This is a genomic window from uncultured Winogradskyella sp., assembly GCF_947501905.1.
GTDB lineage: Bacteria > Bacteroidota > Bacteroidia > Flavobacteriales > Flavobacteriaceae > Winogradskyella.
This window is the reverse complement of sequence record NZ_CANMXL010000004.1, coordinates 124,963-140,284: the sequence shown is the minus strand read 5'-3', so window position 1 is coordinate 140,284 and position 15,322 is coordinate 124,963. Positions and strand designations below refer to the sequence as shown.

General features: G+C 33.0%; 13 protein-coding genes. 4 read left to right on the top strand and 9 right to left on the bottom strand.

The annotated features are described in order from the left end of the window. Positions 1 to 143: 143 nt before the first annotated feature. Positions 144 to 728 carry an RNA polymerase sigma factor gene (locus Q0770_RS10495; RefSeq protein ID WP_299116693.1) on the bottom strand — a complete coding sequence of 195 codons (585 nt, stop codon included), beginning with the start codon at positions 726 to 728 and terminating at the stop codon, positions 144 to 146. 236 nt (positions 729 to 964) lie between these two features. On the opposite strand from Q0770_RS10495, the gene uvrA reads away from it, so the two are divergent. After that, positions 965 to 3,754 carry an excinuclease ABC subunit UvrA gene (uvrA, locus tag Q0770_RS10490; RefSeq protein WP_299116691.1) on the top strand — a complete coding sequence of 930 codons (2,790 nt, stop codon included), beginning with the start codon at positions 965 to 967 and terminating at the stop codon, positions 3,752 to 3,754. On the opposite strand, the gene Q0770_RS10485 is transcribed toward uvrA, so the two are convergent. The 3 genes from Q0770_RS10485 to Q0770_RS10475 form a co-directional block, all read right to left on the bottom strand. Beyond that, on the bottom strand, positions 3,749 to 4,255 hold the full coding sequence (locus tag Q0770_RS10485; protein ID WP_299116689.1) for a DinB family protein: 507 nt from the start codon (positions 4,253 to 4,255) through the stop codon (positions 3,749 to 3,751). The genes uvrA and Q0770_RS10485 overlap by 6 nt on opposite strands. A gap of 83 nt (positions 4,256 to 4,338) precedes the next feature. After that, positions 4,339 to 4,818 (bottom strand): Lrp/AsnC family transcriptional regulator, encoded by a 480-nt coding sequence (locus Q0770_RS10480; protein WP_188374315.1) that lies wholly within the window; start codon positions 4,816 to 4,818, stop codon positions 4,339 to 4,341. 72 nt (positions 4,819 to 4,890) lie between these two features. Beyond that, a complete protein-coding gene (locus tag Q0770_RS10475) occupies positions 4,891 to 6,033 on the bottom strand; it encodes a M14 family zinc carboxypeptidase (protein WP_299116685.1) in 1,143 nt (380 codons plus the stop codon). A 302-nt stretch (positions 6,034 to 6,335) separates the two neighbouring features. Here Q0770_RS10475 and Q0770_RS10470 point away from each other — a divergent pair, with 302 nt between their 5' ends. The 3 genes from Q0770_RS10470 to Q0770_RS10460 are packed head-to-tail and all read left to right on the top strand — an operon-like array spanning position 6,336 to position 7,928. Beyond that, a complete protein-coding gene (locus Q0770_RS10470) occupies positions 6,336 to 6,710 on the top strand; it encodes a helix-turn-helix transcriptional regulator (RefSeq protein ID WP_299116683.1) in 375 nt (124 codons plus the stop codon). A gap of 41 nt (positions 6,711 to 6,751) precedes the next feature. After that, complete coding sequence (locus tag Q0770_RS10465) at positions 6,752 to 7,141, top strand: hypothetical protein (protein ID WP_306420469.1); 390 nt, start codon at positions 6,752 to 6,754, stop codon at positions 7,139 to 7,141. 1 nt (position 7,142) lies between these two features. Then, positions 7,143 to 7,928 (top strand): TerC family protein, encoded by a 786-nt coding sequence (locus tag Q0770_RS10460; protein WP_299116681.1) that lies wholly within the window; start codon positions 7,143 to 7,145, stop codon positions 7,926 to 7,928. Position 7,929: 1 nt separating this feature from the next. Here Q0770_RS10460 and Q0770_RS10455 read toward each other — a convergent pair whose 3' ends face one another. From Q0770_RS10455 to Q0770_RS10435, 5 genes are all read right to left on the bottom strand, one after another. Beyond that, positions 7,930 to 8,814 carry a pirin family protein gene (locus tag Q0770_RS10455; RefSeq protein WP_299116679.1) on the bottom strand — a complete coding sequence of 295 codons (885 nt, stop codon included), beginning with the start codon at positions 8,812 to 8,814 and terminating at the stop codon, positions 7,930 to 7,932. Position 8,815: 1 nt separating this feature from the next. Next, positions 8,816 to 11,524: a DNA gyrase/topoisomerase IV subunit A gene (locus Q0770_RS10450; protein WP_299116677.1), complete on the bottom strand. Its 2,709-nt coding sequence runs from the start codon at positions 11,522 to 11,524 to the stop codon at positions 8,816 to 8,818. Between the two features lie 29 nt (positions 11,525 to 11,553). Next, positions 11,554 to 13,407, bottom strand: coding sequence for a DNA topoisomerase IV subunit B (locus Q0770_RS10445; RefSeq protein WP_299116675.1), 1,854 nt, complete (start codon positions 13,405 to 13,407; stop codon positions 11,554 to 11,556). Positions 13,408 to 13,564: 157 nt separating this feature from the next. Next, complete coding sequence (locus Q0770_RS10440) at positions 13,565 to 14,458, bottom strand: DUF6624 domain-containing protein (RefSeq protein ID WP_299116673.1); 894 nt, start codon at positions 14,456 to 14,458, stop codon at positions 13,565 to 13,567. Between the two features lie 88 nt (positions 14,459 to 14,546). Further along, complete coding sequence (locus Q0770_RS10435) at positions 14,547 to 15,305, bottom strand: DUF481 domain-containing protein (protein ID WP_299116671.1); 759 nt, start codon at positions 15,303 to 15,305, stop codon at positions 14,547 to 14,549. Positions 15,306 to 15,322: the final 17 nt, after the last annotated feature.

The window sequence follows — 15,322 nt, the reverse complement described above, 5'->3', positions numbered from 1 at the left end:
GAATAATTCAGTAGAAAATCTACTGTTTCTTTTTTTGGGTTAAGTTGAATATTTTTAGGGTTACAATTAGAGTAAATTTTTGCCATTAGCGTAATTTTATGTTCATATAACATCATTAACGCAAAAAAATCTACTTTATTATATCAATTCGTTAAAACTATATTATGATGCTCTATCACCTTTCTTAAATTAATAAGTGCATAACGCATTCTACCTAAAGCTGTATTAATACTTACACCTGTTCGCTCTGATATTTCCTTAAAACTCATATCTTGATACATACGCATCACTAATACTTGCTTTTGATCTTCTGGCAACTCTTCAATAATACGTCTTACATCCGACTCTACTTGATCTTTTATAATCATCTTTTCAGCATTTAGAGCAGAATCACTTAATACAGAAAAAATACTAAACTCACCAGCATTATCAAACTTTGGCATTCTACTATTACGTCTAAAATGGTCTATAACTAAATTGTGGGCAATACGCATTACCCAAGGTAAAAACTTGCCTTCCTCGTTATATTTCCCTCTTTTTAGAGTTCTTATGACTTTAATAAATGTGTCTTGAAAAACATCTTCAGTAATATCTCTATCAAAAACTTTTGAATAAATAAAACTGTAAATTTTTTGTTTGTGCCTATTTATCAATACAGATAATGCACTTTCGTCTCCATCAATGTAGTTTTTGACCAAAACCGCGTCTTCGATAAGTTTTCTTTTCATAATAAGTACTTTAAGTAGCAAAGCCAAAGCTTTACTTTTGGGGTTATAGCATTTTTCTTAAAGTAATATTATGTATACGCAGTTGTTTTTTTAATGTATATAATTCTCAAATAAACAAGAATCATTCCGAAAAAGCAAAATTTCAACCCAAATTTTAACATTTAATCTATTATATTATCATTTTCGGCTGTAAAATAGTTGTGGTATCTTTGCAAAACTTTTAGTCAAAAAAATCTATGAATAACACAGTCTTAGACGTTAACCCGAAAGAGAATATCATTATAAAAGGAGCCAAACTCCATAATCTTAAAAATATTGATGTTGTTATTCCAAGAAATAAACTAGTAGTTATTACTGGACTTTCAGGCTCTGGGAAATCAAGCCTAGCATTTGACACCTTGTATGCTGAAGGTCAACGCCGTTATGTAGAAAGTCTAAGTAGTTATGCAAGACAGTTTTTAGGTAGACTCAATAAACCTATGGTAGATTACATAAAAGGTATAGCACCAGCCATTGCTATTGAGCAAAAAGTAAATTCTACCAATCCGCGCTCTACAGTTGGTACCACAACAGAGATTTATGATTACCTCAAGCTATTATTTGCTAGAATTGGTAAAACCTACTCTCCTATTTCTGGAGATGAAGTAAAAAAGCATCGCACTACTGATGTTATAAATTTTATATCAAAACACAGAGAAGGTGCAAAACTTCTTCTATTATCACCTATTACCCTTGAAAAAGGCAGAACAATAGAAAACAAGTTGCAAACATTACAACAACAAGGTTATGCCAGAATAAAGGTAGGAAATGATGTTGTTAGAATTGATGATGCTCTAAAAGATGAAGTAGATAGTAAAGCTAAATTATTTTTGGTTGTAGACCGAATAGTCTATAAAGATGATGAGGATTTTTTAAATAGATTAGCAGATGCTGTTGAAACCGCCTTTTTTGAAGGTTTGGGTACATGCATTATTGAATCTCTAACAGACGGAAAACAAAAAAAATTCAACAATAAGTTTGAGCTTGACGGTATGGTATTTCTAGAGCCAAATGCACATTTCTTCAGCTTTAATAATCCATATGGCGCTTGCCCAAAATGTGAAGGTTACGGTGATGTTATTGGTATTGATGAAGATTTAGTAGTTCCTAATACATCATTATCAATATATGAAAATGCAGTATTTCCTTGGCGTGGTGAAAGCATGAGTTGGTATAGAGACCAGTTAGTAAATAACTCTCATAAATTCGATTTCCCTATACACAAACCCTATTTTGAGCTTACTGATGTGCAAAAAGCTTTAGTCTGGGTAGGAAATGAACATTTTGAAGGCTTAGACAGCTTTTTTTCTGAATTAGAATCTAAGGCATATAAAATTCAAAATCGCGTAATGTTATCGCGTTATCGTGGAAAAACAAAATGTAATACCTGCAAAGGCAAACGATTACGAGAAGAAGCAAACTATGTTAAGATTGCTGAAAAGACTATAATGGACTTAGTCGATTTACCTTTAGATGAATTGGCAAGTTTTTTTAAAGAATTAAAGCTAAATGAACATGATACTAAAATAGCCAAGCGATTGTTAAAGGAAATTAATACTAGACTAGAATTTCTATCTAATGTTGGTCTAGATTATTTAACTCTAAATCGAAAGTCTAACACATTATCTGGCGGAGAAAGCCAACGTATTAATCTAGCTACATCATTAGGAAGTAGCCTTGTTGGCTCTATGTATATATTGGATGAGCCAAGTATTGGTTTACATCCAAAAGATACTGAGCGATTAATTGATGTCCTAAAATCATTGAGAGACATAGGAAACACAGTAATAGTCGTTGAGCATGATGAGGATATCATGAAGGCAGCTGATGAAGTTATAGACATAGGTCCTGAAGCTGGTACTTTTGGAGGTGAAGTTGTTGCAACGGGTACTTTTAAAGATATTCTAATATCAGACACATTAACTGCAAATTATCTAAACGGAAAACTTGAAATAGAGCTTCCAAAAAAAAGAAGAACTTCAAAATACAATATTGAAATTATTGGAGCTAGAGAAAACAATCTTAAAAATATAGATGTCACTTTTCCTCTAAATATGTTAACAGTCATTACTGGTGTTTCTGGAAGTGGAAAAAGCACATTAGTTAAGAAATTATTATACCCAGCATTGCAAAAGAAGCTTACGGGTTTTGGGGATAAACCTGGACAATTCACTGAACTAAAAGGAAACTTCACTAATATTGAAAATGTTGAATTTGTTGACCAAAACCCTATTGGTCGCTCATCGCGCTCTAATCCTGTGACTTATATAAAAGCCTATGATGACATTAGAGCACTTTTTGCATCACAGAAATTGAGCAAGATTAGAAACTATCAAGCCAAGCATTTTAGTTTTAATGTAGATGGTGGACGTTGCGAAACATGTAAAGGTGAAGGTGAAGTGACTATAGAGATGCAATTTATGGCAGATGTACACTTAACTTGCGAAACATGTAATGGTAAGCGCTTTAAAAAGGAAGTATTAGAGGTTAATTTTCAAGGAAAAACCATTGACGATATTCTAAACATGACGATTGATAATGCTGTGGATTTCTTCGCTGAAAATAATCAAGCAAAAATTGAAAAAAAGCTGCAACCTCTTAAGGATGTTGGTTTGGGCTATGTAACTTTAGGACAATCTTCCTCTACCCTTTCTGGCGGAGAAGCGCAACGCATTAAGCTTGCGTCATTCTTAGGTAAAGGCTCTCGTGGAGACACAACATTATTCATTTTCGATGAACCAACAACCGGTCTTCATTTTCATGATATTAAAAAACTATTAAAATCTTTTCAAGCACTCATTGAAATCGGACACTCAATCATAGTTATAGAGCATAATATTGACTTAATTAAATGTGCTGATTATATTATTGATTTAGGTCCTAAAGGTGGAAAAAACGGAGGAGAACTTATTGCGTTTGGAACACCAGAAGATATTGTAAAAAATTCTGATTCTGTGACTGGCAAGTACTTAATGGAGAAATTATAAATATCGCTCTTTAATCACATTATTATGATGGTTTTCATGACCAGTGATAATATAACCAATAGCTCTTGTCGAAACTGGTGAGCCACTCGCAGTGCCTATTGATGTTAGACTTTTATCAGCAAAAGATTCAAATAAGGAGATTGTCGCGCTTCTGACAGCTTTATATTCGCTTAATAGACTTTCTATACTCCTATTCACAGCATTTCCTGCTTCAACATAATCATCTTGCTCAAAACCTGCTAAAGCAGTTTTATCATGCCTTGCTACCCGCATTGCACGATATGCAAATACACGCTCAGTATCTATAACATGAAGTAATATATCCTTTATGGTCCACTTACCTTCTGCATAAGCATACTCCAGTTTTTCTTTAGGTATTGACATATAAAATGCAACAACAGAGCTTAAATTTTGCTTTAAACCACTAACTATATCTGAGCTTGTTGCAAGATTAATATATGGTAAATAATACGGGTTAAACTCTTCTTGTGGTAATTGCATTTTTTAGTTTTTTAAATTAGATGTCGAAGATAAAAAAAGCCCTAGTAAATTTACTAGGGCTTTAACATCGTTTTAAATATCAATTATAGTTCGTTGAATATGGTATGCATAAGACGCTTCTTGTCATTGATGCTCTCTTCAAGTGAAATCATTGTCTCAGTTCTGTATACGCCATCAATATCATCTAATAAGAAGATGATTTCTTTAGCATGCATCGTATCTTTTGCTCTTATTTTACAGAAAATATTAAACTTACCGGTAGTTATGTGCGCAACAGTAACATATGGAATCTGATTAATACGTTCCAAAACAAACTTTGTTTGCGAAGTGTTTTGCAAGAATACACCAACATAAGCAATGAAAGAGTATCCTAATTTTTTATAATCCAGAGTTAAAGAAGAACCTCTAATAATGCCAGCTTCTTCCATTTTCTTAACTCTAACATGAACAGTACCTGCAGAAATCAGTAATTTTTTTGCTATATCTGTAAAAGGAATACGCGTATTATCAATAAGCATATCCAAAATTTGGTGATCTATTTCGTCTAATTTAAACTTTGCCATTTCAATTTTTATTGAATTATATGCAAAAATAAGACATTTTTATTGATAAAAAGAAGCTAAAAACTAAAATATTTAAGATTTTATCAAGATTTTTCGATTATTTAACATTACGAAAACGATTTCGTTACCAATTTCTATAACGTCATTGTTTTGATCAGATGTCATCGCGCCATTGGCATCGATTTCATTGTGAGCAAAATAGTTGTTCAATTTTTCAATTTTCTCTACATAAGAGATAAACGCTATAGTATTATTAATTAAAACTTCCTTAAACTGTATGGCTATATCTACAGTTTCATCATCTTCATTGACTAACAAAGCATTTCTAATTATCACATCAAAAAAGTTTTTTTCATTTTCAGGCACATTAAAGTAAGCCTCAAAATCATTACCTGTAGGTTGTTTAGAAATAGCATCTAGTCCATAAAACAAGGCTTTAAAAACATATAGCCGTGTGATTTCACGTTTATAATCGTTTTTATAGTGCCCAGCTTCGTATAAAACTGTTGGCACACCTAATGACTGAAATGTGTCGCCTACACAATTAATATTAAAACCATCATCATAGCGACCAATAGCACTCGACAAATCTTCTTGAAGCCCTTTAACAATAGAGGCTATAACTGACATAGCTATCTTTCGAGTCTTTGTTATTGAACACTCTTCGTCTTCTGAAGGTGATAAAAAAGACAATGTCGCAGAATTACCCGAGTCACCGACACCAAAAATGGTACGTTGCCCATGAAGATTAAAACAATAATGAGGTGCAAAATCATCAAAACATTGACGTAACACTCTACTTTCTGGTTGAGAAAGGTCCTGAGCATCTCTATTTAAATCTACATCATTAGCATTAACACGCTTGTAATTTTCTGCGCCATCAGGATTTAAAATAGGAATAAATAGAAGTGTACATGACTTAAGAATATCAGAAAACTCATTATTAGTGAATGTATTTAGCAAATCAAAAATAGCTTTAGTAGTTGTTGACTCATTACCATGCATTTGAGACCAAAGCAAAATTTTAGTAGGGCCATTACCAACAATTACAGAATATATTGGTCTTTTCTCTACTGAAAAACCAATAGTAGAAACATCAAAATACTGTTCCATTTTTCTTAGAGCAAGTTCTATTTTTTCATTGTTAATATACCGTCCAAAAAGTAATTTTTCTTTGAACGAATTATGCAATTCTGATAATCTATCTGAGGTCATTGAATAAGTTTAGAACACAAAGGTATACAAATGTAATTTTACAATTGTAAACACACAAAATAATATTAATTGTTACAATTCTAAACACAAGCAATTGTACTAGTTACAAATGAAGCATCGTTAATTGAAAAATATTCAAAAGAATATATTTTTAATAATTAAACTATTTATTTTCAGATATTTAAAATATTTTATATGAACTTTTAATTTATACAAAAATAATAAATTCAGAAGTCGATGGTGAATATAAGAACAACTATTGTTACATTTGTAACGTATATAACCAGAGAACGTAGTTTACAATGATAAACACCACGGATTTTACTGAGCGTCTGCAAAAAGTCATCACTTTTTACGAAGAAACTGCATCTAGTTTCGCCGAAAAAATAGGTGTACAACGTTCAAGTATTTCTCATATTCTTTCGGGTAGAAATAAACCGAGTTTAGACTTTGTAATGAAAGTGCTTCACTCCTATCCTGAAGTGGACTTATATTGGTTAATGAATGGTAAAGGAAATTTTCCTTCTACTCCAAAAACGGAAACTTTGAAATTCTCAGACTCAAATCCTGATGCTTTAACTCAAATTCCCAATCTTGGAAATACTTCAAAATCTGATGAAATAGAAAAAATTATTATTTTCTATAAAGACGGAAGTTTTAAGAGCTATGAAAATTAAGCAGCTCTAATTCCTTATTTTTGTACAAACCTTTCTATTCAATGATGAAAAAACTTCTTCTACTGACTTTTTGTACCGTTTTGACAAGTTGTTATACCATAGAGAGAAATTGTCAAGATTATCGTACAGGAGACTTTAAATTCACTTTTTTAGTTGATGGTAATGAAAAAACAGGAACTTTCACACGTACAGAAGACTACAGTATTGATTATTTTGAAGGGAAAATAGATTCTTCTTCAATACGATGGATAAACGATTGTGAATTTGTTTTAAAAAAAGTGAATCCAAAAAATGCTTCTGAGGATGACGCCATACATATGAAGATTTTAACCACAACTGACTCTTCTTATACTTTTGAATACAAATTAGCAATTAAGAAAAAGAATAGAGCAACTCGCGTAGAAAAAGGCACAGCTATTAGAATAAAATAATATGTTAGAATTTTTACTTTCTAGTGATGCCATATTTGCGTTACTAACCTTGACCTTTTTAGAAATCATCCTTGGGATAGATAATATTGTTTTTATCTCTATTGCTGCTAACAAATTACCAGAGCATCAGCGCAGTAAGGCCACTAATATTGGACTTATTCTTGCAATGGTGCAACGTATTATCTTATTGTTCTTTGTGTCATTTTTAGTTGGTTTAAAAGAACCTTTTTACGAGTTTGAGAATTCTTGGTTAGAGCTACATCTTAGCTGGCAAGCCATTATCTTATTTGCTGGTGGTTTATTTTTAATCTATAAAAGCACCTCAGAAATTAGAGAAAAAGTTGAAACACCTTCTCATGACGTAGATAGTGTAAAAGGGAAAGTCATCAGCTCACTACAACAAGCTATTGTGCAAATTTTAATTATTGACTTTATCTTCTCTGTAGATTCTATTTTAACAGCCATAGGGATGACAAATGGATTACACCCTAACCCAAATTACAGTTTGGTTTTAATGATTATTGCCGTAGTAATATCTATAATTATTATGATAGCTTTTGCTAACCCAATTAGACGTTTTATAGACAATCACCCGAGTATGCAAGTACTAGGCTTAGCATTTTTAATACTAATTGGTTTTATGTTAATTACTGAGGCTGCACATATGTCTCATACACAATTCTTTGGCAACGAAGTGGGCGCCATACCTAAAGGTTACTTATACTTTGCCATTGCATTCTCTTTATTTGTAGAGTTCTTGAATCAGAAAACCTCAAAAAAGAAGTAACTCATTTATGCTTTATTTCTGGAATAGGAATATAAGTGTCATCACCTGGCACTTTAGGGAACTTATTGTTCTGCCAGTCTTCTTTAGCTTTTTGGAGTTTTTCTTTATCACTTGATACAAAATTCCAAAGAAGAAAATGTTCGTCGCTTAAAGGTTCACCGCCGAATAGCAACACTCTTGTGTCTTTATCTAGGCAAATACTACATTGCTCATCAGTCTTACTAATTAGCATTTGACCAGCTTCTATTTTATGGTCTTCTTCAGTGATTTCACCTTTGACAATAACAAAAGCAACTTCACCCTTTAATTGATTTTCTAAATTTAAAGTTGTTTCATTCTTGGCATAAACATCTACCATAAATAAAGATGTAAAGCCTTGCAATGGTGAAGATTTCCCAAAAGCATTACCAGCAACCAATTTAATTTCTAAACCGTTTTCTGTCCACGACGGAATCTCTTCTTTTGGATAAAATTGAAAGCTTGGATTAATGTCCTCTAGCTCTTTTGGTAATGCCACCCAAATTTGGTAGCCATGCATTACAAATTCTTTTTCTGTTCTTCTATATTTTGGTGTACGCTCGGTATGTGTAACACCTTTACCTGATGTCATAAAACCAACATCTCCAGCAGAGATAATTTTTTCGCTCCCAAGACTATCTTTATGCTCTATTTCACCTTCGAAAAGATATGTGAGTGTACTCAAACCAATATGTGGATGTTGGTCTACATCTACATATTTTCCGTTTCCTAAAGTCGCTGGCCCCATATGGTCAATAAAAGTAAATGGTCCAACTTGACGTTTTTTGCGAAATGGCAATAAACGACCTACCATAAAGTTTCCTAAATCGGCTTGCCTCTCATTAACTAAAAGTTTATTATTAGCCATTTTAAAATAATGACGCTTGTCCAGTCTCATCAACATCCAAATCCTCATCACTAGCTTTTGGCACTTCAGGCTTTGGTTTTGGGTCTAAATCTACTTTGACTTCTTTTTCAGAAACTTGTTCTATATCTGATTGTTCACCTGTGACTTGCTCTTCGTCTACAACCTCTAATTCGTCAGCATGCACTTCTTCAGGAGCTTCAAAAGGTAATGGCCCTAAAAGATTAATTTGGTTAATCTTGTCTTTTGTCAATTGATTACCTAAAGCATTAATACCCTTAACAGCAATAAATTCCTCTAGATTGACTTCCATATTGGGCTTACGGTCTTTTCCTCGTTCTTTGGTAAACTCCACGTCTGCCATTGGCCTCCAATCTGTTGATACAATCTCTAATTGAGAATTTGCATGGTCAGAAATAAATGATTCCTCTTTTCCTTCTTGCTCTATGAGGAAGCGCTTAACATAATAACGCTCTTTGTCACCATCATAATAAATTGCTGAAATTGGCTTTTTAGGAATCCATTTTTCAAGCACAATCATATCACTATCAAAATGTGTGGTTAACTCAGGAATTATAGTTTTCACCATTCCTTTTTGGTTAATTACTAATAAACGATCTTCACCTCTAAATTCGCCAATTAACTCTCCACGCGCATCAACATTAAGCCTTTGCACAGTATCATCAAACCAAATTTTACGTGGTTTTAAGGTTGAAACACCTTTCTCCTTGAGCTCAACTCGCTTTATTGCATATTTAGTAACTGTATTGCCTTTAGATGTGCGTGCTTTTATAAGAATATCCGAAAAATCTAAGTCCCATTTTAGTTTCTTAATGCTTCCCATTTGACGTAACGAAATAGATACAACCTCAGCTTCGCCATTGGGGTTGGCAGAGAAATACCAAAGTTTAGAACTCTTATTTCCATTTGTTAAATCATACTCTTTATCACGAGTCATTGCAGTAACCGCAAAGCGTTTTACATATGATGGTCCTTTACTACCATCACGATAAATTAAATTATAAATGGTACGCTTATCTTTCTTTTTAAAGACTGCTACATGGATAATACCTTTACCAATAAAGGTTTTGGACCCTACTTTGGTGACCATCATTTTACCATCATTGGTAAACGCAATAATATCATCAATATCACTACAGTCGCAGACATATTCATCGCGACGCAATGAAGTACCAATAAAGCCCTCTTCACGATTGACGTAAAGCTTTGTATTACGTATAACAACCTTCGTTGCATCTACATCATCAAAGATTCTAATTTCAGTTTTGCGCTCTTTGCCTTCTCCATAATCTTTCTTTAAACGCATAAAATATGCAATCGCATAATCGATAAGATGTGCTAAATGATGTTTTACTTCAGCAATTTGCTCTTCTAAAGCATCAATCTTTTGTTGCGCTTTATCTATGTCAAATTTTGAAATACGCTTGATTCGGATTTCTGTTAAACGCGTAATATCCTCAACAGTAATCTTACGCTTTAGATGTTTGATGTGTGGTTGCAGACCTTTATCGATAGCATTGATAACGCCATCCCAAGTTTCTTCTTCTTCAATATCTCGGTAGATACGGTTTTCTATAAAAATGCGCTCTAAAGACGCAAAATGCCATTGCTCTTCTAACTCTCCAAGTTTAATTTCTAATTCAGATTTTAATAACTGAACTGTATTATCTGTAGAACGACGTAGCATCTCAGAAACTCCAATAAACAAAGGCTTATTATCTTCAATAACACAACCTAAAGGAGAGATTGATGTTTCGCAATTAGTAAATGCATATAAGGCATCTATGGTTTTATCTGGAGAAATACCTGAAGGCAAATGCACCAATATCTCAACCTCTGCAGCAGTATTATCTTCAATCTTCTTTATTTTAATTTTTCCTTTGTCATTCGCTTTCAAAATTGAATCTATAAGCGATTGTGTTGTTGTACTAAAAGGAATCTCTGTAATAACTAAGGTATTTTTACTATGTTGTGATATTTTTGCTCTAACTCTTACTTTACCACCACGATTCCCGTCATTGTAATTTGTAAAATCTGCTATACCTGCTGTAGGAAAGTCTGGAAGAATTGTAAAACGTTTTCCTTTTAAGTGCTTTATTGAAGCATCAATTAACTCTATAAAATTATGTGGCAATATTTTTGTAGATAAACCTACGGCGATACCTTCTCCTCCTTGCGCTAACAAAAGCGGAAACATGACTGGTAAATTTATAGGTTCTTTACGACGACCATCATATGAGGCTTGCCATTGCGTAATTTTTGGATTGTACACAACGTCTAAACCGAACTTAGAAATACGTGCCTCAATATAACGAGAAGCAGCTGCTCTGTCTCCTGTTAAGATATTACCCCAATTTCCTTGAGTATCAATCAATAAATCTTTTTGACCAATTTGCACCATCGCATCAGCAATACTTGCATCTCCATGTGGATGGTATTGCATCGTATGACCAACAATATTTGCGACTTTATTATAACGTCCATCGTCCAAATCCTTCATGGAATGCATAATACGACGCTGCACAGGTTTAAAACCGTCTTCAATTGCAGGGACTGCACGCTCAAGTATAACGTAAGAGGCATAGTCCAAAAACCAATCTTTGTACATGCCAGTAACTTTGGTTATGGTTTCTTGGGGCTCTAAGTTGTCTTCGCTATTTATATTTTCTAATTCTTCGTGTTCTTCGCTCATATTATTTCATTACTGCTTTAGCAGAAATTTTAGTCTTCAACAACATCTAATTCAACCTTTAAGTTATTAATAATAAACTCTTGACGTGTTGGTGTATTTTTACCCATATAAAAAGATAATAACTCTTCAATTGACATGTCTTTATCTAACATTACTGGGTCTAATCTTATATCTGCACCAATAAAATGTTTAAACTCATCAGGGGAAATCTCACCTAAACCTTTAAATCGAGTAATCTCAGGTTTTGGCTTAAGCTTTTCTATAGCATTTATGCGTTCTTCTTCAGAATAACAATAAATAGTTTCTTTCTTATTACGAACCCTAAATAATGGCGTTTGCAAAATGTATAAATGTCCTTCTTTTATAACTTCTGGAAAAAATTGCAAGAAGAAGGTTATTAGTAATAACCGAATATGCATCCCATCAACATCGGCATCAGTGGCGATAACAATGTTATTGTATCGTAAATCTTCAAGTGATTCTTCTATATTTAAAGCGGCTTGCAAAAGATTAAACTCTTCATTCTCGTATACAATTTTCTTACTTAAACCATAAGAATTTAAAGGCTTTCCTTTAAGACTAAAAACTGCTTGAGTATTGACATCACGAGACTTTGTTATACTTCCAGATGCGGAATCTCCCTCGGTAATAAATAGTGTAGATTCTAAACTGCGTTCGTTTTTAGTATCACCAAAATGCACTCGGCAGTCGCGTAATTTTTTATTATGAAGACTTGCTTTTTTAGCCCTGTCTTTGGCTAACTTACGTATACCAGATAATTCTTTTCGCTCACGCTCTGCTTGTAGAATCTTTCGCTGAATCTTTTCTGCTGTATCAGGATTCTTGTGTAAATAATTATCAAAATAGGTTTTTACAAAATCATTGATATAAGTTCTTACTGTTGGCAAATCACCTCCCATATCCGTAGAACCTAACTTAGTTTTTGTTTGACTTTCAAAAACAGGTTCCATTACTTTTATAGCAATTGCAGACACAACTGATTTTCTAATATCAGATGCATCATAATTTTTTCCATAAAATTCTCTAACTGTTTTTACTAAAGACTCTCTAAAAGCTGCTAAATGCGTTCCACCTTGAGTGGTGTTCTGTCCATTTACAAAAGAATGGTACTCTTCGCTATACTGGGTCTTACTGTGCGTTATAGCTATCTCAATATCATCTCCTCGCAAGTGAACAATTGGATATAATAAATCTGACTCGCTTATGTTTTCGGCTAATAAGTCTTTAAGTCCGTTTTCAGAAAAATATTTTTCGCCATTAAAGACTATAGTTAACCCAGGGTTAAGGTATACGTAGTTTTTAAGCATTTTCACTACATATTCACTACGATATTTAAATTTTTTAAAGATAGAATCATCAGGGATAAATGACACCTTTGTCCCTTTCCGTCTTGAGGTATCGTCTAATAATTCTTGGTTGGTCAGGTTTCCTTGCTCAAACTCAGCTGAAGCCGATTTTCCATCTCTTGTGGACTCTACTCTAAAATAGTTAGATAGTGCATTTACGGCCTTTGTACCGACACCATTAAGTCCTACAGATTTTTTGAAAGCTTTAGAATCATACTTACCTCCTGTATTCATCTTAGATACAACATCAACAACTTTTCCAAGTGGGATACCACGCCCATAATCTCTCACAATTACTTTTTCACCTTGAATGGAAATCTCAATAGTTTTTCCTGCGCCCATAACAAATTCGTCTATGGAATTATCAAGGACTTCTTTTAGAAGAATATATATACCATCATCAGGAGACGAACCATCGCCTAATTTACCGATATACATACCAGGGCGCATGCGAATATGCTCTTTCCAATCTAGCGAGCGTATATTATCTTCGGTATATTTAGTCTGTTCGGCCATAAAATCAGTAAATGTAGATGAGACGCTAAATATAATATTATACCTTAAAAAATGAAATATGGTTTTTGGAAAGTAATTAACAATAAAAAGCCAATGTTGTTGAGAACATTGGCTTTTATAGATTGGTTGTAAAATTGATTGATGAAATTTTTTCTATTTATATTTTAATTGGATACAAACCATATACTTTTCGTCGCTTATTTACATTTTCAGGTTCTGATAGTTTATATATACTCCCATCAAGATTATACTGCGTACCGTATACTTGTGGCAAGCCTTTTACTAGTTGAATACGATCATATAAATATGCATAGTATGTAGTATCCAAATCTAGATTTTTAATTGCTTCTTCAATAAATGGTAATCCATACTCCATAAGTTCTAAATTTGAATGCTGAATTACAAGAAAGACTGCTGATTCATTTTCGAAGCCTACTTTAGATCTACCTGGATATCCTACTTTATCAAGGATTTGCTTTATAGCTTTACTATTTTCTCTATCTAGATTTAATTGTTTTTTCCAAGAGCCATCAGCTTTTAACTCATCCAAGGTAGTCTCACTAAGAAGCTTTCGATATTTCTGATCTTTGGATTGAAAATCTTTAACCAACTCAACCAAATCAGAGTCATAAGATGAACGCACTCTTGAACAAATTGAATCTAAAATTGGTTTTTCACTCTTATACATATTCCACATATAAGCATACTCCTTGCCCTTTAATGGCAGCGCCTCTACATATCTATAAACCGTATAATGAGGTGCGTATTTAAATGAATCATTAAAAACTGATAATAATTCTTCTGGTTGATTTGTTTGCATTTTTGCATAGACCAAAAACCTATTAAAGTATTCTCTTATTTTAACTCGTCTTGCAATATTTTCATTTTTAATAATGTCTTCAGTCTTTGGTAAATCATTTACCCAAACGTTCCAGTAACTTTTTGGATAGATATCTTTTTGTTTTGGCTGGCTAATTGTTGTAAATACAATCTCATTAGTTTGCGAAAAACTGAAAAGACCGCAACATATAAATAGAATAAAATATCGCATAGTTGATGATTATTGATAATTCAAATATACTAACGGCTTATAAAGATGTGAGTTAACAAGCGTTAATGTGTGTTAACTGCAGTTTACATCAAAAATTCTTCAGCGTGAAACCAAAAGTTAAGAATTGGTCTTCTTCTTCTTGATCTTGAATAACTATACTTTCGAAAGTACGTAAATAGTTTATTTTAAAGTTTAAGAACTTCCAGATAGGGAATTCAGCAGATAAGTCTGCTTGCCATCTATAATTATCACTTTGCTCTAAGGAAGGCTGAAAATAACTCTCGTGTTTAAGAATTACCTTTTTCTTAAAGAGCTCATATTTTCCACTTAACCAAATAGTACTCCTAAAAGTGTTTATAGAATTCTTACCATTAAAGTGTGTCTTATTAAAAACATCTCGCTTAAAGTCTGTGTCTTCATATTCAACAGTCAATGATGCTTTAAGCCAGTTTTTTTTACCTTGTATTATTTGATATGTTCCTCCTGCCCCAACTAGATAGCGTTGTGCAATTTCTCTTCTAAAATTGGTGCTTATAAACCCTAATGCTTGAGGATAAAATCGTTTTTTAGGATTGAAATACAAAAAGTTAAGGCTTAAAAAATCTGAATCTGCTTTGTCTTTATCAAAAGCTTGATAAACATAAGAATTGGTGTTTTTATAGACCCATTTCTTCCAAGGACTAATACTTAAGTCTGTACGAGCTCTGAGTATTAAGGTTTCAACATTACCTGATTGCCAAATCCCTGTGAATGATAAACTTGCTTTTACTTTGAGCGAATCACTCTCATTGATTTGTGCAGAAAGATATACAGGGATAACAAAAAAATAGAAAAGATATTTTTTCATATTATTTCCATTTAAAA